Source organism: Rhodospirillales bacterium RIFCSPLOWO2_02_FULL_58_16 (assembly GCA_001830425.1).
Lineage (GTDB): Bacteria > Pseudomonadota > Alphaproteobacteria > Rhodospirillales > 2-02-FULL-58-16 > 2-02-FULL-58-16.
This window is the reverse complement of record MIAA01000011.1, coordinates 1-20961: the sequence shown is the minus strand read 5'-3', so window position 1 is coordinate 20961 and position 20961 is coordinate 1. Positions and strand designations below refer to the sequence as shown.

The following is a 20961-nucleotide window of genomic DNA, read 5'->3' as shown; positions in this document are numbered from 1 at the left end:
ATGGCTTCGCCTGTATCCGTTGACCATGTCCATGTAATCGGCGCCGGTCTTGCCGGCCTTTCCTGCGCCGTCAGGCTTGTCGCCGCCGGACGGCGGGTGACGGTGTATGAGTCGGCGGGCCATGCCGGCGGACGTTGCCGTTCCTACCGGGACTCCAGGCTGGAACGGCGGATCGATAACGGCAATCATCTGTTGTTGAGCGGCAACCGCTCGGCCTTCGCCTATCTGAGCGAGATCGGCTCGGCGGACAGCCTTGTCGCGCCCGACGGCGACGGCTTCCCTTTTCTTGACTTGCAGGACGGGCGGCGCTGGACGGTTCCCGTCGGCTTGCGGTGCCTCCTTAAGGTTCCGGGAGGCCGTTGGCGGGACTATCTCGGCGGCTTCGGCTTGTACCAGGCGGGCGGCGAGGCGACCGTCGCCGGGCTGCTTGACCGCCGGGCACCGGTCTATCGAAATTTCTGGGAGCCTTTGGCGATGGGTATTCTTAATATTTCGGCAGAGGAAGGGGCGGCGCATCTGATGGGGGCCGTGCTTAAAGAGATCATCGGGCAAGGTCTTGCCGCCTGCCGTCCGCGCATCGTCAGGGAGGGGTTGAGCGAGAGCTTTGTCGATCCGGCGCTGGCGCGGCTTAAGGATCGCCTCCTGTTCAACCGCAGGCTCCGATCATTGGAGTTCGCGGCGGATAAAGTATCGGCCTTGAATTTCGGCGATGAGAAATCTGCCCTGGCGGAAGGGGAAAGCGTGGTCCTGGCGGTTCCGCCGACGGTCGCCGGCGCCCTGGTTCCCGGCCTGACCGTTCCCGGCGATAGCCGCGCCATCGTCAACGGTCATTTCCGTCTGGACAGCGGGCGCGAGGGGGTGTCGATGCTGGGGATGGTCGGCGGCGTCGGCCAATGGTTGTTTGTGCGCGGCGATATCGCCTCGGTGACCGTCAGCGCCGCCGCCGGCCTTGTTGATGAAACCGAAGAAGACATTGCCCGAAGCCTGTGGGCCGAGGTCGCCGTCGCTCTCGGTCTCGGCGAAGCGCCTTTGCCGCCTTACCGGATTGTTAAGGAAAAGCGCGCCACTTTTGCCCAAACGCCGGAACAGATTAAACTCAGGCCCGGCGCCGTGACGGCGTGGAAAAACTTGTATCTCGCCGGCGACTGGACGGATACCGGCTTGCCGGCGACCATCGAGGGAGCTGTGCGTTCAGGACACACCGCCGCAAGTAAAGCGCTTAAGCCGGTATAAGAGCTTGAACAAAAACCGATTATTCGATTAAAAAACGGAAATGCTGAACGTGGGTAAATTTTTTCAGGGCGACAGCCGTCTCGACAAGGTGATCGAGGAGGCTAAAGCTTGGCTTGCCGCCCGGCAGGCCGATGACGGCCACTGGGCTTTCGAGCTGGAAGCCGATGTCACCATCCCGGCCGAGTACATCTTCCTCAATCATTACCTGGGCGAGCCGAACGACGCCGTCGAGGCCAAGCTGGCCAATTATATTCGTGAAATTCAGGGCAGCCACGGCGGCTGGCCGCTGTACCATGACGGCGATTTCGATATCAGCGCGTCGGTCAAGGCCTACTTTGCCCTCAAGCTGGTCGGCGAGGATATCAACGCTCCGCACATGAGATTCGCCCGCCACGCCATCCTTGATCACGGCGGGGCGGCCAAGACCAATGTCTTCACCCGCTTCATGCTGGCTCTGTTCGGACAGGCGCCGTGGCGCGCCGTGCCGTTGATACGGGTCGAAGCCCTGTTGTTGCCGGCCTGGGCGCTGTTTCACATCGACAAGGTCTCGTACTGGTCGCGCACGGTGATGGTGCCGTTGATGGTGCTGGCGGCCTTGAAGCCTCGCGCCTGCAATCCTCGCGGCGTCGATATCAGGGAGTTGTTCGTCAAGCCGCCGAAGAAGGTTCTGAACTATCTTACCAACCCTACCGGCCACTGGCTGGGCGCGGTGTTGCTGTTTGGCGACCGCCTGGCTCGTTTAATCATGCCTTTTATGCCCAAGTCGCTGGAGAAGAAAGCCATCGACCGGGCCATGGAATTCGTCATCGAGCGGCTGAACGGCGAGGATGGTCTGGGCGGCATCTTTCCGGCCATGGCCAACAGCGTCATGGCCATGGACGCGCTGGGCTATCCCCGCGACGATCCCGACTATGTAATCGCCCGCAAGGCCATCGACAAGCTGCTGGTGTTCAAAGGCGACAAGGGCTATTGCCAGCCGTGCCTGTCGCCGGTGTGGGATACAGGCCTTGCCTCCCTCGCCATGCTGGAAACCGGCATGAACGGAGAAGACCCGGTTCTGGCCGGGGCCGGCGAATGGCTGGCCGGGCGGCAGATACTGGACGTTGTCGGAGACTGGAAGTCGCACCGGCCTGATGTGCGTCCCGGCGGATGGGCTTTCCAGTACTGGAATGACTACTACCCGGATGTGGACGACACGGCGGTGGTGGTCATGGCGCTGCACAGGATCGACCGTGAGAAATACCGCGAGGCCATTGAACGCGCCGTCGAATGGATCATCGGCATGCAAAGCGGCAACGGCGGCTGGGGAGCCTTTGACGCCGACAACGAATATTACTTTCTGCAACATATTCCGTTTGCCGACCACGGGGCGCTGCTCGACCCGCCGACCGCCGATGTTACGGCGCGGTGCATCGGCATGCTGGCCCAACTGGGCTATGCCGTGGATCATCCGGTGGTGGCGCGGGGCCTTGAGTTCCTGAGGACCGATCAGCAGGAAGACGGCTCCTGGTTCGGGCGCTGGGGCAACAATTACGTTTACGGCACCTGGTCGGTGCTGAATGTCTACAATGCGCTGGGCAAGGATATGCAGGCGCCTCATATCCGCAAGGCGGTGGAATGGCTGAAGTCTTGCCAGCGCCCCGACAACGGCTGGGGAGAGGATTGCGCCAGCTACTGGCAACACCGCCGCGACGAGGTGAAGGAAAGCACGCCGTCGCAGACCTCCTGGGCGCTACTGGGGTTGATGGCGGCCGGCGAGGTGGACAGCGAGCAGATTAAGCTGGGCGTTGAGTACCTGCTGAATGCTCCCCGCGAAGGCGGCAAGTGGCGCGAGGAATACTTCAACGCCGTCGGCTTTCCTCGCATTTTCTATCTTCGTTATCACGGCTACAGCGCCTATTTCTGCCTGTGGGCGCTGGCTCGTTACAAGAATCTCAAGAACGGCGCCTCCAAGCGTCCCTTGTTCGGCATGTAGGTGAAACCCCTCGGCATCATCACCGGCTTGGCGCTTGAGGCCCGCTGCCTCGGCGCGGGGTTGAACGGATTGACCGTGCGCTGTTCCGGCCCCGGCCCCGAACGCGCCGGGAAGACCGCCCGCGCTTTATTGAAGGAAGGATGTACGGCGCTGATCAGTTTCGGCCTTGCCGGCGGGCTTGACCCGGCCATTGGGCCAGGCGATCTGGTTCTTGCCGACAGCGTTATCACCGCTGACGGCAAACGTTTTGTCACCGATAGAGAATGGCGCCAAAGGCTTTGCGCGGCTCTTTCAGATACGCCATGCGTCAGCGCTCCCCTGCTCGGCGTCGGGCAGGCGATAACCATGCCTGAGGACAAGCGCCGTTTGTTTTTGGATACGGGGGCCGTCGCCGTCGATATGGAAAGCCATGCCGTCGCCGAAGTAGCGGATGAAGCGGGAATTCCGTTCCTGGCGGTGAGGGTGATCGCCGATCCGGCGGCTGGAGAAATCCCGTCATCGGCGCTTAAGGGAGTAGGGGAGGATGGGCGCAGCCGACCCCTGGCCGTGGCGTTGGCGTTGTTGTGGCGGCCATGGGAACTGCCGGCCATTCTCCGCCTCAAGCGGGACAGCGACCGGGCGTTAGCCGCCTTACGCCGCATCGCTTTGCTCGTCGGTCCCAGTTTCGGCTCGGACGATTAGAGTATCCATTATAAGCAAGGCCTCATTTCAGTCCATCCGAAATAGCTTCGACGCCCCCCACAATATAATGATCCTGTTAAGAAGCTCATCTGTAATCAGGGGTTAGCGACAAAAGCCCCGGACAATGAATTGCAAATGGCCCTTATGTCGCATATAATGTCCATATGCTGAGGCAAATGGCGAGGCGCACATGCCTACCAACATCCAATTCCTGGAACAGGTTTTGCCCCCAAGGGGGCTGATCGACGCCACCCTGTTAGCCGAAGTTCTGCACGTCACCAAGATCGAGCTGGCGGCGGCCACCGGATTGTCGCGGGATGCGGTATCCAAACGCTCGCGGGTTGAGAGCCGAGCCACCCAGGCGCGGTTGCGCGATACAGTGGAGATAATCAACCGCGTAATCGGGTGGTCGGGTTCGCTGCCCAGGGCCTTCGCTTGGTTCCGCTCACAACCCCTGCCGTCCTTCGGCGACAAGACGGCCGAGGATTTAGTCAAGGATGGCCGGGCCGAGGACGTGAAGGCGTATCTTAGCCGCGTCGCCGATGGGGGATATGCGTGAGCAGGGAAGTCCCGTTCTTCCGCTACCGGGGTCTCGTCTACCGCGCACACAACCCGAAATGGTCCTCAGCCCCGGTCTCCGGTACGGGCGCGATGCGGCGCGGCGGGCGGTTTAACCGCATTGGCGCGCCTGCGCTCTATACCTCGCTTGATCCTAAGACCGCATGGATGGAGGCACAGCAGGGCTTCCCATTCAAACCCCAGCCGATGACCCTGGTCGCCTACGAGGTGGATTGCGCGGACGTTGTCGATCTCGGTGATCCGGACGTCCAGGCGGCGTTGGGAGTATCCATTTCCGACCTTGCGGGCGCGTGGGAAGATATGGCGTCGCTTGGCATCCATCCTCTCACCTGGACTTTGGCTGATCGCTTGATCGACGATGGCGTCGCCGCCATAATCGTGCAGAGCTTCGCGCCCGGATGCGGGCCGGACGACCGTAACCTCGTCTTCTGGGCATGGTCCGAGGTTCCGCCTCACCTAGTCTCGGCCATTGATGACCACGGGCGGGCATCAAGGTGATTTCACAGCGACCGTTCCGTTTCGATCTGCGGCTTTTCTAACGTTACCCTACGCCGCGTCGCTTCGCTCGTCGGTCCCAGTTTCGGCTCGGACGATCAGACTTTCGTGGACATCTTCAGCCGGGCGCTGGCGGTCGAGCGGGATTTCCGGGACCATGGGGCCTTCGGTGTCGATGCCGCCGAGGAATACCTTCAGCGCCTTCAGCGGACGGCTCACCGTGTCGGTGACGGCGGTCGGCTCGTAGCCGCAATGGACCATGCAGTCGGCGCACTTCTCGTAGTTGCCGGTTCCGTAGGCGTCCCAATCGGTTTCCTCCATCAGGGAGGCGAAGGACGGGGCGTGGCCCTCGGCGATCAGGTAGCAAGGCTTCTGCCAGCCTAAAACATTGCGCGTCGGGTTGCCCCAGGGGGTGCAGCGGTAGGCCTGGTTGCCGGCCAGGAAGTCGAGGAACAGAGTCGACTGGCTGAACCGCCACTTTTTCTTTTTGCCCAGCCGCAACAGGTCGCGGAACAGGTTTTTGGTGTGCGCATGCGACAGGAAATGCTCCTGTATCGGCGCCCGCTCGTAAGCGTAGCCGGGCGATATGGTGATGCCCTCGACTCCCAGGTCGGAGCATGCGAAGTCGAAAAACCCGGCCATGTCGGCGACATCGGCGTTGGCGAACAGGGTGCAGTTGATGGTGACGCGGAAGCCGCGCTTGCGGGCCTCGCGGATGGCCGATACGGCGCGGTCAAAGACTCCATCCTGGGAGACCGCCTTGTCGTGATGCTCGCGCATGCCGTCCAGATGCACCGAAAAGGTGAGGTAAGGGCCGGGCGTGAAGCGGTCCATCTGCTTTTCCAGCAACAGCCCGTTGGTGCACAGATAAATGAACTTCTTGCGGGCGATGAGGCCTTCGACGATTTCCTTGATATCCTTGTGCAGCAAGGGTTCTCCGCCGGGAATGGAGACTATCGGGGCGCCGCATTCATCCGCCGCCGCCAGACATTCGGCGACACTCAGGCGGCGGTTGAGAATGGCCTCGGGGTAGTCGATCTTGCCACATCCGGCGCAAGACAGGTTGCAGCGGAACAGGGGTTCCAGCATCAGCACGAGGGGGTACTTGTCGATGCCCCTGAAGCGTTGCTTGAGGATATAGGCGCCGACGCGATATTGCTGAATCAGGGGGACGCTCACCTGACGGCTGCCTGGACCAGTTCCTTGGGAAGCTTGAACTGCATGCGCTCTTCGCCGCCTTCCAGTTCGGTCATCTCGATTTTTCCGAAATCGGAAAGGCGGTCGATCAGTTCCTGGACCAGTTCTTCCGGCGCCGAGGCTCCGGCGGTGATGCCGACCACTTTCGCATTGTTAAGCCAGGAAGCGTCAAGGCTGTCCGCATCATCGACGAGATAGCTGGGAACCCCCATTTCGGCGCCGATCTCGCGCAGGCGGTTGGAGTTGGAGCTGTTGCGCGCGCCCACCACCAGCATCAGGTCCACTTGAGTCGCCAGTTCGCGCACCGCCTGCTGGCGGTTCTGGGTGGCGTAGCAGATATCGTTGACGTCGGGGCCGATGATGGACGGGAAACGTTTTTTCAGCGCCTCGATTACTTCGCGGGTGTCGTCAACGCTGAGCGTCGTTTGCGTCACATAAGCCACCTTTTCGGGGTTGTGGATTTTTACATCCTCTACGTCTTCGGGGTAGGTCACCAGTTGCACGCCGCCGGGTATGCGGCCTTGGGTTCCTTCCACTTCGGGGTGGCCGCCGTGGCCGATAAGGATCAGCTCGTTGCCGTTTCGGGCGTGCTTGCGTCCCTCCCTGTGGACCCGCGAGACCAGGGGGCAGGTGGCGTCGATGACCGGGAGTTTGCGTTTCCGCGCCTCCGCCTCTACCGCTTGAGATACGCCGTGGGCGCTGAAAATGGTGACGGCGCCGTCGGGGATATCGTCCAGCTCCTCGACGAAAACCGCTCCTTTGGCCCGCAAAGTATCGACAACCCGCTTGTTGTGGACGATCTCGTGGCGCACATAGACCGGCGGCCCGTAAGTGTCCAGGGCCTGCTCGACGATTTCAATGGCGCGTTCGACCCCGGCGCAAAAACCGCGAGGGCGCGTCAGGATGACGTGAAGGGCGGCATTGTTGTTTCGTTTCACGGTATGGTGTTTATTCATTTGTTTTCCGGGGCGTTTATTTTAGCTTAAAGGTGAATATATGTCTGATATTTTTTCAAACGGGTCGCGATGACCATTCTGGTTACCGGGGCTTCCGGCTTCGTCGGATCGGCGGTGGCGCGCCTGCTCTTGAGCGAGGGCTTCCGGGTGCGCGTGCTGGTGCGCTCTTCCAGCGTCCGCAGCAATTTCGCCGGCCTGGACGTTGAGGCGGTTCAAGGCGACCTGACGGACAGGGCGTCGCTGGGGCCGGCCCTGAAGGGATGCAAGGGGCTGTTCCATGTGGCCGCCGACTATCGTCTGTGGACCCGCCGTCCCGACCTTATGTTCAAGGCCAACGTCAACGGCTCACGCGATATCGTGCTGGCCGCCGCCGAGGCCGGCGTCGAGCGCATCGTCTACACCAGTTCGGTGGCGGTGCTGGGCATCCCCAAGGACGGAACCCCCGGCGATGAGGAAAGTCCGGTCGGCTACGGCGACATGATCGGCCCTTACAAGCAGTCCAAATTCAAGGCCGAGGAGGCCGTGCGCCATCTGATCGCGGAATACGGCGCTCCGGTGGTAATTGTTAATCCCTCGACGCCGGTAGGCCCCCGCGACATCAAGCCTACGCCGACGGGCGCCATGATCGTCGCCGCCGCCGCCGGGAAGATGCCGGCCTATGTCGATACCGGCCTTAACATTGCGCATGTGGATGATATCGCCGCCGGCCATCTGGCCGCCTTCAGGAAGGGCGTCATCGGTGAGCGTTACGTTCTCGGCGGCGACGACATGAGCCTCAAGGATATTCTTGCCGTGATCGCCGCGATTGCCGGCGGCAAGCCGCCCGGCGTCTGCATCCCTCATAGCCTGATTATGCCGGTGGCTTGCGTGGTCGAGGGCTGGGCGCGTCTGGTCAGGCGGGAAGCCGCGCCTTTCGTCACCATCGACGGCGTCCGCATGGCCAGAAAGAAGATGTTTTTCTCATGCGCCAAGGCGAAGCGGGAATTGGGATATGCTCCTCGCCCCGCTGAACAGGCGTTGCGCGACGCCGTCGTCTGGTTTAGTGAGAACGGCTATTTTTAATGAATGAATGGACACTAGGATGAAGGCAATCATGCTGGCGGCGGGGGTGGGCAGTCGTCTTTACGGCAATGACGGAGATAAACCGCCGAAGTCGCTTCTTGAATTCGGCGGCAAGACCCTGATGCGGCGCCATATCGAGGCGCTGAAAAAATTCGGCGTCAAAGAGTTGATGGTCGTCGTCGGCTTCCGCAAGGACGAGGTCATGGCCGAGGCCGAAGCCCATGGCGACGGCTTTGTTTCTTTTGTCGAGAACCCTGATTTCAGCACTACAGGCACTACGGTTTCGTTGTGGCGCGCCCGCGAAGTCCTGAACGGCGGCGATGCCGTCTTATTCATGGACGCCGACGTGCTTTATCACCAGGAACTGATCGGGCGTCTTGTAAAATCGGAACATGAAAACTGCATTATTTTCGACCACGGCGCCGCCCATTGCCTGGAAGCGGTGAAGCTGTGCGTAAGGGACGGCCATCCCGTCGCCTTCGGCAAAGGCATTGAGGGGGAATTTGACCGGACCGGCGAGTGGCCGGGCTTTTTGAGTCTGTCGGCTGCCGTCGCCGGGCGGCTGGCCTCCGCCTGTCAGGCTTATATCGACAATAATAAGTTGTTGGAACCTATGGAAAGCCCCCTGCGCGATGTTTTGCTGGGCGAGCCTCAGGGAACCTTCTGGATCGAGGACATCACAGGCTTGCCGTGGATCGAGATCGACTTCCAGGAAGACCTTGTCCGCGCCCGCGACTACATTCTTCCGCTGATCGGCGGATGATGCGCGTCCCGCCGGTTATCCGGCGCGCTTTTTACCGGGTCCCGGAGGCTGGTAGGCTATGGGCACGGGGAGGCGGGTGTAAACGTCGCTGATGCGGGCGCTCATCTGCCGCATTTCGCCGCGCATCTCGCCCTTCAACTCGGCGACCTCGGTTTCAAGTGCGCGAATGCGAGTATCCAGCGCACCGACATTGCCCTTCAATTCGCCGATCTGCCGCTCCACGCGATCTCCGAGCGCGGCGATGGCGGCAAGAATTCCCTGCGTGTCGGTCGTTTCCATGCTCCTATCATTCCATATTTGACAGCGGGAGTCCAGCGGCGCCAAGCCTCGCCGACTTCATCCGCGCCCACGACCACATTCTTCCGCTGATCGGCAGCTAACGCCAACGATCATCAACGGAGACTCGACCGTTTTGTCTTTCCTTTCGTGTATTCCGTGTGTTCTGTGGTTAAAATTGCATGGTTTACCACGGAACATACAGAACACACGGAAATGACAGGCCTTAAGTTTGAAGAGGCTAAGAACAGCGGGGCAGGGGGAGGTTCAGCAGGGCAGGTCGGTTTTGCCCATCAGGAATTGATCGACGGAGCGGGCGCACTGGCGGCCCTCGCGGATGGCCCAAACCACCAGCGATTGTCCGCGACGCATATCGCCGGCGGCGAACACTTTGGGTACCGAAGTCTGATATGAATCGGCATCGGCCTTGACGTTTTTGCGTTCATCAAGGGCGACGTTCAATTGTTTCAGCAACCCGTCGTGGATCGGATGAACGAAACCCATTCCCAGCAGAACAAGATCGGCCCTGATGTTGAATTCGCTGCCCGCTGTTTCCTTCATGGCGATGCGGCCGTTTTTGTCCGGCGACCATTCGACACGCGCCGCATGCAGGGTTGTCACCCGTCCGTTCTCGCCGGAGAATGATTTGGTGATGACGCTCCAGTCCCGTGAACAACCTTCGTTGTGGGAGGTGGTGGTGCGCAGTTTCGTCGGCCAGTTGGGCCAGGTCAGTTTTTTGTCCTCTTTCTCCGGCGGTTTGGGCAATATTTCAATCTGGGTCACCGAGAGAGCGCCTTGGCGGATCGAGGTTCCGATGCAGTCCGACCCGGTATCGCCGCCGCCGATCACCACTACATGTTTATCGGTGGCGGTGATTTCCCGGTCTCTGGGGATGACGTCGCCGGCGATACGGTGGTTTTGCTGGAACAGGAATTCAAGGGCGAAATGGATTCCCTTCAAATCACGACCGGGCACAGGCAGGTCACGCGGCAGTTCGGAGCCGCCGGCCAGCACGACGGCGTCGAATTCTTTCAGCAGTTCTTTTGCCGGAATGTTGACGCCGATGTTAATGCCGGGGATGAATTTCACTCCCTCGGCTTTCATCTGCGCTATCCGCCGGTCAATGAGATGCTTGCTTAGTTTAAAGTCCGGGATTCCGTAGCGGAGCAGGCCGCCGATGCGGGAATTTTTCTCGTACACGACTACCGTATGGCCGGCGCGGGCGAGTTGTTGGGAGCAGGCCAGTCCCGCCGGGCCGGAACCGACGATGGCGACTTTCTTGCCGGAACGGTGCGCCGGGACTTGCGGGCTTATATAGCCTTCTTTCCAGGCCCTATCGACGATGGCGCATTCGATGGTTCTGATGGTTACCGGCTCGTCCCTGATGTTCAGGGTGCATGACGCCTCACAGGGCGCCGGGCAGATGCGTCCGGTGAATTCGGGGAAATTGTTGGTGGAGTGCAGGACTTCCAGGGCCTCGCGCCACTTGTTATTGTAGATCAGGTTATTCCAGTCGGGAATGATGTTGCCCACCGGGCATCCCTGATGGCAGAACGGAACGCCGCAATCCATGCACCGGGCGCCCTGCTTCTTGATTTCGTCGGGCGCCAGCGGGTTGATGAACTCGGCGAAGTGCTGGATGCGGTCGCCGACGCCGTCGTGGCCGCGATCCTGGCGCATATACTCCATAAAGCCGGTTGTTTTGCCCATGTTTTTTTATCCTTCCTGCGGGCTTTGGCCGGTGCGCTTGCTGTGCCGGGCGTCACGAAGTTGGGGTTTCTGCAAAGCGTTCAGAAAGTCTACGGGCATGACTTTGTGGAACATGGGAAGATGGCGATTCCAGTTTTCCATGATCTCGCGGGCGCGCGGGCTGCCGGTATAACGCAGGTGCCTCTCGATCAGCCATTTCAGGCGAGCTTCGTCGTGGCGCAACATATCATTGAATGTTTCTTTGTCGGCCATGTTTACGTTGTTGTTTCTGTTTCTGACAATGGGTTCCAGGCGGACCATGGACATGTTGCAGCGGATATCGAAGTCCTTGTTTTTATCATATACATAGGCAATGCCGCCGCTCATCCCGGCGGCAAAATTACGCCCTGTTTCTCCCAGCACGACGACACAGCCTCCGGTCATGTACTCGCAGCCATGGTCGCCGACGCCTTCGACCACGGCGACGGCGCCGGAATTACGCACGCCGAAACGTTCGCCGGCGACGCCGTGGAAATAACACTCGCCGCTGATGGCGCCGTATAACACGGTGTTGCCGATGAGGATGTTTTCCTCGGCCTTGAAGGAGCTTTTTTTGGGTGGGTAGATGATGATGCGGCCGCCGCTCAGGCCCTTGCCGACGTAGTCATTGGCGTCGCCCTCCAGCTCGATGGTGATGCCGTGGGCAAGGAAGGCGCCGAAGCTCTGGCCGCCGGTTCCCTTGCTTTTGATGTAGATGGTGTCTTCGGGCAGGCCCTTATGCCCGTGGCGAAGCGCAACCCGGCCCGACAGCATGGCGCCGACGGTGCGGTTGATGTTTCGCACCGGCAGTTCGATTTTCACCGGCTCCTTGTTCTCGATTGCTGATTTGCTCAGTTTGATCAGCTTGTGGTCCAGCGCTTTTTCCAGAGCATGGTCCTGGGTCTCGCTATTGTAGACGGCGACGCCCTTGGCCGTTTTGGGACGGTAGAGAAGCGGCGTCAGATCAAGGCCCGAAGCCTTCCAATGGTCAACCGCCCTGTTGACGCGCAGCTTGTCCGTGCGCCCGATCATTTCGTTGAAGGTGCGAAATCCGAGTTCGGCCATCAACTCGCGTGTCTCTCTGGCGACGAAGGTGAAGTAATTTACCACATGCTCCGGCTTGCCGGTGAAACGGCTGCGCAGTTCCCGATCCTGGGTGGCGATGCCGACCGGGCAGGTGTTTAGGTGGCACTTGCGCATCATCAGGCAGCCTTCGGCGATGAGGGCGATGGTGGCGAAGCCGAGTTCATCGGCACCCAGCAGAGCGGCGATCACCACGTCGCGTCCGGTCCTGACGCCGCCGTCGGTTTGTACCGCGATGCGTCCCCTCAGACGGTGCAGCAACAGCGTTTGGTGAGTTTCCGATAGGCCCAGTTCCCACGGCGAACCGGCGTGCATGACCGAAGTGATGGGGCTGGCGCCGGTGCCGCCTTCGCAGCCGGAGATCAGCACATGGTCGGCGTGGGCCTTGGCGACGCCGGAGGCGATGGTGCCGACGCCTTTTTCGGAGACCAGCTTGACGCTGATTCTGGCCTTGGGATTAACGTTCTTGAGGTCGTGGATAAGCTGCGCCAGATCCTCGATGGAATAGATATCATGGTGGGGCGGCGGCGAAATCAGGCCGACGCCGGGGGTTGAGTGCCTGACCCTGGCGATGGTCTTGTTGACCTTATGGCCGGGAAGCTGGCCGCCCTCGCCGGGTTTGGCGCCTTGGGCCATCTTGATCTGGATTTCGTCGGCGTTGACCAGATACTCGGCGGTAACGCCGAAGCGGCCCGAGGCCACCTGCTTGATCGCCGAGCGCGTCGAGTCGCCGTTGGGCTGAGGCGTGTAACGCTCCGGCTCTTCGCCGCCCTCGCCGGTATTGGACTTGCCGCCGATGCGGTTCATGGCGATGGCCGTGGTCGTGTGCGCTTCGTGGGAGATGGAGCCGAAGGACATGGCGCCCGTCGAGAATCGTTTGAAGATGCTTTCTATCGGCTCCACCTCGTCCAGCGGTATGGCGTTTTTGCCGAAATTGAATTCGAACAGCCCGCGCAGGTTCATCAATCGCTTGCTGCGGTCATTGATGACCTTGGAAAACTCGCGGAATGCCTCGAAGTCGCCGCTGTAGCATGCATGTTGAAGTTTGGAGATGGATTCGGACGTCCATATGTGCTCTTCGCCGCGCAAACGCACGGCCAGTTCGCCGCCGGGATCAAGGGCGTTGCGCAAATCGGCCTTGCCGCCATAGGCGTCGGCGTGGCGGCGCACCGTTTCGGCGGCGATTTCCTTCAGGCCTACGCCCTCGATGGCGGTGGATGTCCATGTAAAGTACTTGTCGATAAATTCGGTGGACAGGCCGACGGCGTCGAAAATCTGGGCGCCGCAATATGACTGATAGGTGGAGATGCCCATCTTCGACATCACCTTGAGGATGCCCTTGTCGATGGCCTTGATGTAGTTCTTGTGAGCCGCCGCCTCGGTCAGTTTGTCTTTTAAGTCCTTGTTCAACTCCGGCAGCATGGAAGAAATGGTCTCAAAGGCCAGATAGGGATTGATGGCCTCGGCGCCGTAGCCGGCAAGCAGGCAGAAGTCATGGACCTGCCGCGCTTCTCCGGTCTCCACCACCAGCCCGACTTCGGTGCGCAGACCCTCGCGGATCAGGTGATGGTGAACGGCGGCGCAGGCAAGAAGCGCCGGGATGGCGACGTTGTCGGCATCGACGGCGCGATCAGACAGCACCAGAATGTTGTCGCCCTTGAGCACTTCTTCCTGGGCTTGCCGGCAAAGCCTGTCGAGGGCCTTTTTCATCCCCCCGGCGCCCAGCGCCGCCGGATAGCAGATATCCAGCGTGAAAGCGTGGAAGGCGTTGTCCACCTTCTCGTGGATATGGCGGATTTTTTCCAGGTCGATATTACTGAGGATGGGCTGGGTCACCTCCAGCCGTTTGTGGGCGCCGCCGGTGTTCAGGTCCAGCAGGTTCGGCCTGGGTCCGATCAGCGATACCAGCGACATCACCAGTTCCTCGCGGATGGGGTCGATGGGAGGGTTGGTGACCTGGGCGAAGCACTGGCTGAAGTAATCATACAGCAGCTTGGGCCGTTTGGAGAGCACCGCCGGCGGAATGTCGCGGCCCATGGAGCTGATCGGGTCCTGGCTGTTCAGCGCCATCGGCCCGAGAAAGAACTTGAGGTCTTCCTGGGTGTAGCCGAAAGCCTGTTGCAGATTCATCAAGGTATCCGAATCGGGCGGCATTGCCGCCACTTCGGTCGGCAGCGCCTCGACCTTGATCTGGGTTTGGTTCAGCCACCTCTGGTAGGGTTGGGCCGAGGCCAAATTCCGCTTTAATTCCTCGTCGTCGATGATGCGTCCCTGTTCCAGGTCGGCAAGGAACATCTTGCCCGGTTGCAGACGCCATTTCTTGACGATATTTTCTTCGGGAATGTCCAGCACGCCGACTTCCGAGGCGGCGATCACCAGATCGTCGTTGGTTACGATATATCGCGCCGGGCGCAAGCCGTTGCGGTCCAGGGTGGCCCCGATCTGGCGTCCGTCGGTGAAGGCCATTGCCGCCGGTCCGTCCCACGGCTCCATCAGCGCCGCGTTATATTCGTAGAAGGCGCGGCGCTTTGGTTTCATCAGCGGGTTGTCGTGCCAGGCTTCGGGGATCATCAACGCCATGGCATGGCACAGCGAGTAGCCGGCGGCGATCAACAGTTCCAGGGCGTTGTCGAAGGTGGCGGAATCCGATTTTCCGTCAAGGATCAGCGGCCACAATTTTTTCAGATCGTCGCCGAGAACTTCCGACTTCATGTTGTGGCGGCGCGCCGCCATCCAGTTGATGTTGCCGCGCAGGGTGTTGATCTCGCCGTTGTGGCAAAGATAGCGGAACGGATGGGCCAACTCCCAGGACGGAAAAGTGTTGGTGGAGAAACGCTGATGCACCATGGCAAGGGCCGATTGCGTGCGCTCGTCGCACAAGTCCTTGAAGTAGGAGTCCAGGTTGGGGGCCAGGATTATCCCCTTGTAGACGATGGTGCGGGTCGATAGAGACGATATGTAGAAGGCCTTTACATCCTTCATGGCGCGGTTGCGTATATTGCGGTGGATGCGTTTGCGCACCACCATCAGCTTGCGCTCCACGGCGTCTACGTCAAAGTCCCGGTCGTTGCCGCGCGGGATGATGAATACCTGACGGATCACCGGCTCGGTCGGCTTGACGCTTTCACCGAGGCAGGAATTGTCCACCGGCACATCCCGCCAGCCCAGGACCTTAAGGCCCTCTTCGCTGCATATACGTTGGAACGTCTTGACGCAGACTTCGCCGGTCTCGGCGTTGCGCGGCAGGAAGACCATGCCGACGCCGTATTTTCCCTCGGGCGGCAGCGTGACGCCGAGACCGGCGCATTCGGCGCGCAGAAGGACATCCGGAATCTGCATAAGGATTCCGGAGCCGTCGCCGGCCAACGGGTCGGCCCCGACCGCGCCCCGGTGGTCAAGGTTGACCAGTATCTTGAGGCCTTGACGGACGATGGAGTGGCTTTTGCGGTTCTTGATATTGGCGACGAATCCGAAGCCGCAAGCATCACGTTCGTATCGTGGATCGAACAAGCCTTGTTTATGTGGCAAACTTGTTGTTGCCATACGGAAATGCCCCTTTATTCGGCTTCCTTGTTTGAATGAGCGCCTGAATAACCCGCCGAGGGCATGGTTGCCAACCAAGAAATAGCGGGTCCGATAATTTACGGCTTGGGATAGGAAACGGTCTTTGCTATAAGAACAGCAACACTTGGGGTGATTTTACGATGACGCTTCTACATATTGTGGTTCTTGCCGTTGTTCAGGGCATTACCGAGTTCCTTCCGGTCAGTTCCTCGGGGCATTTAATTTTGGTTCCGTTGCTCGCGGGATGGCAGGATCAGGGGGCGCTCATGGACGTTGCCGTGCATATGGGCACCCTGGGCGCGGTGATGCTTTATTTCCGGCGCGACATCTGGAACATGCTGTTCGGGCTTGGCCGCGCCCTCAGGGGCAAGCGCGACCCCGGCGCCAAGCTGGCCGCTCTTCTCGTCGTCGCCACCGTGCCGGCGGCGGTCGGCGGTTATTTTATGAATATCTATCTGCCGGACGGTCTGCGCAGTTCCACCATCGTCGGCTGGACGATCCTGGGGTACGGCATCGTGCTTTACGTCGCCGATAGACTGGGCATGACCTTGCGTCGGGTCGAGCACCTGCGTTTCAGCGACGCTATTATCATCGGTCTGGCTCAGGTGCTGGCGTTTATCCCCGGCACCAGCCGCTCCGGCGTCACTATGACGGCGGCCCGGATGCTGGGCATGGAGCGCCCCGACGCCGCCCGTTTCTCCATGCTGTTGTCGGTGCCGACGATCATCGGCGCCGGCTTGCTGAAAGGCCTGGAGCTTTATCATTCGAGCGATGCGGCGCTGACGTCTTCGGCTTTTACCGCCGCCGTCATCGCCTTTTTTGCCGGCCTGCTTGCCATCGCCGCCATGATGGCCTGGCTGAGGCGGTCTACCTTCACCCCCTTTGTCGTCTATCGGGTCCTGCTCGGAGGGGCCATTTTATTAGTGACTTACGGGTGGCTGTAAGGGGGGGGGAAGCTCTACAGACCGTCCGCGACTTCTTGCAGGCGCTTCAGAAAATCATCGACATCCGGCGTATTTTTGATTTCCGTATTTATTTTCTCGGGAACCGATTGCTCTTGAGCCGGGGCGGCTTCGCCGGTGGAGACGTGAATTTTCTCGGCCATTGCCTTGTCGATTTCGCCCAGAAGCTGATCCAGCTTGATCGGTTTATGGGCGACGCCGTTCATGCCTGCGGCCATATATTCACTTTGATGGTAGCTCATGACGTCCGCAGTCACCCCGATGATCGGCGTATTGCCTTTGCCGCTATTAAGCGTTCTGATTTCGCGCGTAGCCTCGATGCCGTCCATGTTGGGCATGCGGACGTCCATAAGGACGATGTCGAAGGCGCCGTTTTTCACCGCCGCGACGGCTTCAATCCCGTCATCGGCAATTCCTACCCGGTGCCCAAGGCGCGTGAGGATGGTTGAAATCAGGGTCTGGTTCACCTTGTTGTCCTCGGCCAATAGGATGTTCAATTGACGGACGGCGGCGAAGGCCGAGGGACGGTCGTCCGTTATTTTTCCGATGACTTTTCCGACGGCAGGTTTGACGCGGACGGTAAACCAGAAGGTGCTGCCCTCGCCCTCCTTGCTGATGATGCCGATGTCCCCCCCCATCAATTCGCTTAACTTTTTGCAGATAGACAGGCCGAGACCGGTGCCGCCGTACTTTCGCGATGTCGAGGCTTCCGCCTGTGCGAACTTGGCGAAAAGACGATCTTGCGCCTCCTTGGATATGCCGATGCCGGTGTCGGTGACTTCAAATTGCACCATCATGGAGTTCTTTTCGGCGGACAGCAGGTCAGCGACGATCCTGACTTTGCCGTTATTCGTAAATTTTATCGAGTTGCCGACGAGGTTCAGCAGAATCTGCCGGATGCGGACCGGATCGCCGTTGATGCCCTGGGGCAATTCATCGGATATGGAACAAGTCAGTTCCAGGTCTTTCTCGACGGCCCTGTTGCCGAGCAGGGTCGTTACCTCCTCGATCAGCGAGGGCAGGTGAAAATCAATATTGTCGATTTCCAGCTTTCCGGCTTCCAGTTTGGATATGTCAAGAATATCGTTGATGATGGTCAGCAGCGCTTTACCGGAGTTTTTAATGGTCAAGGCGTGCCGTTTCTGCTCGTCCGACATGGAGGTGTCCAGCAGCAGGTCGGCCATGCCGAGAACGCCGGTCATCGGGGTGCGGATTTCGTGGCTCATCGTGGCCAGAAAGTCGGACTTGGCCTGATTTGCCAGCACCGCCTCGTCGCGGGCGACGAGCAGATCATCGGCCATGGCGGCGATTTTCGCGCCCTGGGCCTCCATGCGCTCCTGGGAGTCACGCAAGTTCACCATCTGTATTTGCACTTCTTCTTCGGCTTCCACGCGCTTGATGGCGTTTTCTTTAAACACCTCCAGGGCTTTGGCCATGTCGCCGATTTCGTCTCTGCGACTGACGCCGGCGACTTCAATCCGGGTTTCGCCGTTAGCCAGTCTTTTCATATCATTGATCATCCGGCCCAGCGGCATCGTGATGCTACGGACGATGATCATGATCATGTACGCCGTAGTCGAAAGCAGGATGATGGTCACCACGGTCATGACCAGGAATTCGCTCCAGGCGCGGCTTTTGATTTCGCCGGCCTTCAAAACCAGATCGGCGGCGATTTTGTCTTCGACCTTTTTCAGCAGGTTGATCTTGACGGTAACGGCGTCAAACCAGTACTGACCCTTGACGTTTTCAGTTGTTCCCGTCTCAAGGCTGGTGATGGCGATATCGCGCATGCGCTGGACTTCGTCGATGTTCGGACCCCGGATCACGGTAGCGTAGAAGGCGCGTTGCTCGGGCGTAGCATAAGCGTCAAAAATGCTGAAGAAGACTTTCTGCATGGCGACGAGTTGCAGAAAACGCCTGTAAATCGCCGGCTCGAACTCGCCGGCGCTGAAACCCGCCGTTCCCATGGCCCGTTCATTGCCGACCCGCTCTTTGCCTTGCAGGAAGCTGGTGTAAGCGGTGATGATGTTGCTTACTTCGGTATTGGTGCTGATGACGGCCATCTCCTCGATGATGCTCAGAAATTCGGCGATGAGGGGGGTGTAGTATCCATCCGTCTGCAACACGGTCAGTTTCAACCCGTCGACTTCGGCGCGCCTTGCGTCCAGCATCGCCAGGGAGGCTTGGGCGGCCTTTACCTTGACGGTGAGGGTTTCATTGAAATTTTTGATGTTGAATTTTTTCAACATGGAGTCAAAGCCGGCGCGCTTGACGTTGGTCTGTTCACGCTGCGCCGTCACTCTGGCGCCGAAAATAAGTCCACGGCTGCCGAGATAGCCGGATGAAGCGCCCCGTTCTTTCTGCAGTTCATGCACCAGCGCGCTGACCGTCGGAGCGAAGGCGGCTAACTTATTGAGCTTCGTCATCTCAATCGCTATTTGCTGTTTCTCGACAAAGATAATTCCCGAGAAAACAAGCAGGCCGGCGATAGGCAAAACCAGCGCCAGAGAGATGCGTTTGCCGATTTTCGCATATTCAAGAAACTTGTATATTACCCCCTCCTGTGCCGGTTAGACACAACGGATCGCCCCCAACCCTGCGGGAATCTTATTCCCATTTTACCGTCAGGGGAACAGTGAGATGTTAAATCCTGGTGAAAAAACTCAGAGTTGAATCGATAACGATGTCCTGCTCGTCGTCGGTCAGTTGGGGATAGATCGGCAGGGACAGCGTTTCCTTGGCAATACGATCCGTTTGGGGAAAGTCATGGTTGCCGCCGAGGCCCAGCGCCGGTTGGCGATGCAACGGCATCGGCCAATGGACAAAAGTTTCGACGCCGTCGGCAAGCAGGTGGGCCTTCAGGGCGTCGCGGCGGGGGGTGCAGATGGCATAGGACGAGAACACATCGAAACGGATGCCGTCCGAGGGTGGCGGCGGCAGGGTCAGTCCGTCGATTCCGCCAAGGGCGTCGTTGTAGCGTTGAGCCAGTCGGCGGTACCGCTCGATCCACTCCGGGAAGTATTTTAATTTAATCAGGGCGATGGCGGCGTGCAGGGTGTCGAGTCGGCTATTGTAGCCGAAACAGGCGATTTCTTCCTTGGTTCTTTGCCCCACGTTGCGGAGAATCCTCAGTTTATCGGCCAGGGCGCCGTCATTGACAGCGATCAGGCCGCCATCGCCGCCGACGTTGAGGTTTTTCATCGGATGCAGACTGAAGCATCCGGCGGCGCCGATGCTTCCCGCGCATCTGCCGTTATGGCGGGCGCCGAAAGACTGGGCCGAGTCCTCAATTACCAGCAGGGAATGACGTTCGGCGATGTTCATGATCGCGTCCATGTCGCAGGCGCGCCCGTTCAGATGTACGGGAATAATCGCTCTGGTGCGGGGAGTGACGGCTGCGGCGAGATTTTCCGCAGCCATGTTAAAATCGGCGCCGATATCCACCAGCACCGGCTCGGCGCCGCAATGAACAATCGCCGCCACCGTGGCGACGAAGGTGTAGGGGACGGTGATGACTTCGTCTCCCCGGCAAAGGCCCATGGCCTTAAGCGTCAGAAACAGCGCGTCGGTTCCGCTGTTGACCCCGACCACATGATTGACGCCCAGATATGCGGCGGCGGCTCTTTCGAACTCGGCGACATCCCCGCGCAGAATGAAGGCGGCTTGGGAAAAGATGCGATCAACGCATTCGAGAATCTCCTCGCGCAGCGCTCCGTATTGACGCCGCAAGCCGACGAAAGGAACTCTCCACTCCGGCGAAAAAGAATTATTCCCTGATTCCATGGATGACTATAACAATGATAATGGAAACCCCGTCAAGGCGGTCAAAGCATAATGTCATCTTCGCAAAAACAGGCCCTTGAAGATTTGCTGCGGGAATTCCGCGCCGATCCCGATGGTTATGAGATAAACAAGAAGATCGGCGTATTCATGTCGAGGATCAGGAAGTACCAGCTTCACGCCGGGCCGCACCTGATTAAGGCGCTTTCCTATAAAATCAAAGACCATGACGCCAAGCATCTGCTGGACGGTCTCGCCCATTTTTACAACCTCACGGGGTCCTTTGACGCCGCCGCCATGATTTATGAGACGGCGGTTCAGGCCTGCCCGGAAATATCCGACTTTGCTTTCAGGCGGGGAGACGCCTCGTTCCGATCCGGCAAGGCGGGTGAGTCCTCGGACATTTTCAGGGCGGCCATCGACAGGTTAAACCGTTCGGCGCGTGCGAACTCGCAATCAAAGGGCGGGCCGCTTGTTCATTTGCTGGAGCCGAGGCAGGTGATCTGCCGTTTTTTCGGCGAGTTGGCGGCCAAGATCGATCTCTACGTCAAGGCCCGCGAACTGGGCTACATAGATTCGGCGAGGGCGATTCTTATCGCATAGATTCGGCGAGGGCGATTCTTATCG

16 protein-coding genes are annotated in these 20961 nt (G+C 59.6%); 9 read left to right on the top strand and 7 right to left on the bottom strand.

Annotated elements, in window-relative coordinates; genetic code table 11:
* The 5 genes from A3H92_08780 (at position 1) to A3H92_08760 (ending at position 4966) form a co-directional block, all read left to right on the top strand.
* Positions 1 to 1233 carry a hypothetical protein gene (locus A3H92_08780; protein OHC76152.1) on the top strand — a complete coding sequence of 411 codons (1233 nt, stop codon included), beginning with the start codon at positions 1 to 3 and terminating at the stop codon, positions 1231 to 1233.
* Between the two features lie 40 nt (positions 1234 to 1273).
* Positions 1274 to 3208 carry a squalene--hopene cyclase gene (locus tag A3H92_08775; protein ID OHC76151.1) on the top strand — a complete coding sequence of 645 codons (1935 nt, stop codon included), beginning with the start codon at positions 1274 to 1276 and terminating at the stop codon, positions 3206 to 3208.
* Positions 3209 to 3889 carry a hypothetical protein gene (locus A3H92_08770; GenBank protein ID OHC76150.1) on the top strand — a complete coding sequence of 227 codons (681 nt, stop codon included), beginning with the start codon at positions 3209 to 3211 and terminating at the stop codon, positions 3887 to 3889. It begins immediately after the preceding gene.
* A 190-nt stretch (positions 3890 to 4079) separates the two neighbouring features.
* On the top strand, positions 4080 to 4448 hold the full coding sequence (locus A3H92_08765; protein OHC76149.1) for an XRE family transcriptional regulator: 369 nt from the start codon (positions 4080 to 4082) through the stop codon (positions 4446 to 4448).
* Entirely contained in the window at positions 4445 to 4966 is a 522-nt protein-coding gene (locus A3H92_08760; GenBank protein OHC76148.1) for a hypothetical protein, read from the top strand. Before A3H92_08765 ends, A3H92_08760 begins: the two co-directional genes overlap by 4 nt.
* A 48-nt stretch (positions 4967 to 5014) precedes the next feature.
* Here A3H92_08760 and A3H92_08755 read toward each other — a convergent pair whose 3' ends face one another.
* Entirely contained in the window at positions 5015 to 6142 is a 1128-nt protein-coding gene (locus A3H92_08755; protein ID OHC76147.1) for a hopanoid biosynthesis associated radical SAM protein HpnH, read from the bottom strand.
* A complete protein-coding gene (locus A3H92_08750; GenBank protein ID OHC76146.1) occupies positions 6139 to 7116 on the bottom strand; it encodes a 4-hydroxy-3-methylbut-2-enyl diphosphate reductase in 978 nt (325 codons plus the stop codon). Before A3H92_08750 ends, A3H92_08755 begins: the two co-directional genes overlap by 4 nt.
* A 69-nt stretch (positions 7117 to 7185) precedes the next feature.
* Between A3H92_08750 and A3H92_08745 the strand changes: the two genes are divergently transcribed.
* Both A3H92_08745 and A3H92_08740 read left to right on the top strand, forming a co-directional pair.
* Positions 7186 to 8178 (top strand): NAD-dependent dehydratase, encoded by a 993-nt coding sequence (locus A3H92_08745; protein OHC76145.1) that lies wholly within the window; start codon positions 7186 to 7188, stop codon positions 8176 to 8178.
* 19 nt (positions 8179 to 8197) lie between these two features.
* Entirely contained in the window at positions 8198 to 8941 is a 744-nt protein-coding gene (locus tag A3H92_08740) for a hypothetical protein (GenBank protein OHC76144.1), read from the top strand.
* 15 nt (positions 8942 to 8956) lie between these two features.
* On the opposite strand, the gene A3H92_08735 is transcribed toward A3H92_08740, so the two are convergent.
* The 3 genes from A3H92_08735 to A3H92_08725 form a co-directional block, all read right to left on the bottom strand.
* Positions 8957 to 9220 (bottom strand): hypothetical protein, encoded by a 264-nt coding sequence (locus tag A3H92_08735; protein OHC76143.1) that lies wholly within the window; start codon positions 9218 to 9220, stop codon positions 8957 to 8959.
* 264 nt (positions 9221 to 9484) lie between these two features.
* Positions 9485 to 10927, bottom strand: a complete 1443-nt coding sequence (gene gltD / locus A3H92_08730; protein OHC76142.1) for a glutamate synthase — start codon at positions 10925 to 10927, stop codon at positions 9485 to 9487.
* 6 nt (positions 10928 to 10933) lie between these two features.
* Entirely contained in the window at positions 10934 to 15571 is a 4638-nt protein-coding gene (locus tag A3H92_08725; GenBank protein ID OHC76141.1) for a glutamate synthase subunit alpha, read from the bottom strand.
* A 161-nt stretch (positions 15572 to 15732) separates the two neighbouring features.
* Between A3H92_08725 and A3H92_08720 the strand changes: the two genes are divergently transcribed.
* Complete coding sequence (locus A3H92_08720; protein OHC76140.1) at positions 15733 to 16536, top strand: undecaprenyl-diphosphatase; 804 nt, start codon at positions 15733 to 15735, stop codon at positions 16534 to 16536.
* 14 nt (positions 16537 to 16550) lie between these two features.
* On the opposite strand, the gene A3H92_08715 is transcribed toward A3H92_08720, so the two are convergent.
* Together A3H92_08715 and A3H92_08710 are read right to left on the bottom strand one after the other, a co-directional pair.
* Positions 16551 to 19049: a hypothetical protein gene (locus tag A3H92_08715; protein ID OHC76139.1), complete on the bottom strand. Its 2499-nt coding sequence runs from the start codon at positions 19047 to 19049 to the stop codon at positions 16551 to 16553.
* Between the two features lie 148 nt (positions 19050 to 19197).
* The gene (locus A3H92_08710; protein ID OHC76138.1) at positions 19198 to 20337 is read right to left on the bottom strand and encodes a hypothetical protein; all 1140 of its coding nucleotides are present in this window, start codon (positions 20335 to 20337) and stop codon (positions 19198 to 19200) included.
* 51 nt (positions 20338 to 20388) lie between these two features.
* Here A3H92_08710 and A3H92_08705 point away from each other — a divergent pair, with 51 nt between their 5' ends.
* On the top strand, positions 20389 to 20937 hold the full coding sequence (locus tag A3H92_08705; protein OHC76137.1) for a hypothetical protein: 549 nt from the start codon (positions 20389 to 20391) through the stop codon (positions 20935 to 20937).
* The last annotated feature ends 24 nt before the right edge of the window (positions 20938 to 20961 follow it).

Coding starts and splice junctions, on each gene's coding strand:
- A3H92_08780 (OHC76152.1), top strand. CDS start 1: ATGGCTTCGCCTGTATCCGTTGACCATGTCCATGTAATCGGCGCCGGT.
- A3H92_08765 (OHC76149.1), top strand. CDS start 4,080: ATGCCTACCAACATCCAATTCCTGGAACAGGTTTTGCCCCCAAGGGGG.
- A3H92_08720 (OHC76140.1), top strand. CDS start 15,733: ATGACGCTTCTACATATTGTGGTTCTTGCCGTTGTTCAGGGCATTACC.
- A3H92_08750 (OHC76146.1), bottom strand. CDS start 7,116: ATGAATAAACACCATACCGTGAAACGAAACAACAATGCCGCCCTTCAC.
- A3H92_08735 (OHC76143.1), bottom strand. CDS start 9,220: ATGGAAACGACCGACACGCAGGGAATTCTTGCCGCCATCGCCGCGCTC.
- gltD (OHC76142.1), bottom strand. CDS start 10,927: ATGGGCAAAACAACCGGCTTTATGGAGTATATGCGCCAGGATCGCGGC.
- A3H92_08725 (OHC76141.1), bottom strand. CDS start 15,571: ATGGCAACAACAAGTTTGCCACATAAACAAGGCTTGTTCGATCCACGA.
- A3H92_08775 (OHC76151.1), top strand. CDS start 1,274: ATGCTGAACGTGGGTAAATTTTTTCAGGGCGACAGCCGTCTCGACAAG.
- A3H92_08745 (OHC76145.1), top strand. CDS start 7,186: ATGACCATTCTGGTTACCGGGGCTTCCGGCTTCGTCGGATCGGCGGTG.
- A3H92_08710 (OHC76138.1), bottom strand. CDS start 20,337: ATGGAATCAGGGAATAATTCTTTTTCGCCGGAGTGGAGAGTTCCTTTC.
- A3H92_08705 (OHC76137.1), top strand. CDS start 20,389: ATGTCATCTTCGCAAAAACAGGCCCTTGAAGATTTGCTGCGGGAATTC.
- A3H92_08740 (OHC76144.1), top strand. CDS start 8,198: ATGAAGGCAATCATGCTGGCGGCGGGGGTGGGCAGTCGTCTTTACGGC.